Origin of the sequence: Elstera litoralis (assembly GCF_000963705.1) — a bacterium.
GTDB lineage: Bacteria > Pseudomonadota > Alphaproteobacteria > Elsterales > Elsteraceae > Elstera > Elstera litoralis.
Genome location: NZ_LAJY01000789.1, coordinates 1 through 887, shown reverse-complemented (window position 1 = coordinate 887; position 887 = coordinate 1). Strand labels below are relative to the sequence as shown.

Here is an 887-nt window from a genome sequence, read left to right as displayed (position 1 = left end):
GAAATAGATGATCGGCTTCTTGGGGCGTCAGCACGCCCGTCGGCTCGTCGAGGATGAGGATTTCCGCACCGCGATATAGGGCTTTCAGAATCTCAACCCGCTGCTGCAAGCCAACCGGCAAATCACCGACGCGCGCATCGGGATCGACATCCAGCGCGTAATCCTTGTTCAGGCGCAGCAATTCCGTGCGGGCGATAGCCAGCGACGGGGCAAGACGAAACCCCTGTTCGATACCGAGAATTACATTTTCCAGAACGGTGAGGGTATCCACCAGCATGAAATGCTGGTGGACCATGCCGATGCCGAGGCGAATGGCGTCCTGGCTGGTGCGAATCACTTGGTCGGCACCATGTACGCGAATCTGACCCGAATCGGCCTGATAGAAACCGTAGACGATGCTCATCAGCGTCGATTTACCCGCGCCGTTCTCGCCCACAATCCCGTGGATCGATCCGGCGGCGACGGTGAAGGACACGTCTCGATTGGCATGAACGGCCCCGAAGCGCTTGCTAATACCGATCAGGTCAAGGGCTGGCGGGCGAGAGGCAGGATGAGACATGGGCGGCAGGAAATCCCCTAAAGCAGTCTCGATAGTAAATAGGATGCGCGCAAACGGTAACAGCCTAAAAACGACGCCCGGACGATGTGAGAATCATCCGGGCGCAGCTTCACGCGAGGTTTACCCCAACACGCCTATTGTGCCTTAGCTGACCGGGCAGGAATTGTTGTTGGCGCGGTAATCGATCACTTTGATCTTCCCGCCGATGATGTCGGCGCGAATTTCTTTGATCTTCTTTTCCATATCGGCGGTAATAAGCTTGCGGTTGTTATCGTCCAGCGCCCAATCCACGCCGTCTTCCTTCAGGCCGAGCGAAATGGTGCCAGCC

Annotated in this window: 1 protein-coding gene and 1 pseudogene; both read right to left on the bottom strand. The window is 57.0% G+C overall.

The window, feature by feature from the left end; genetic code table 11:
• A partial coding sequence (locus VZ95_RS19795) for an ATP-binding cassette domain-containing protein (RefSeq protein ID WP_045777396.1) occupies positions 1-559 on the bottom strand: 559 nt, incomplete at its 3' end.
• 144 nt (positions 560-703) lie between these two features.
• Positions 704-887: pseudogene (locus tag VZ95_RS26230) on the bottom strand (BMP family ABC transporter substrate-binding protein); the annotation flags it as partial.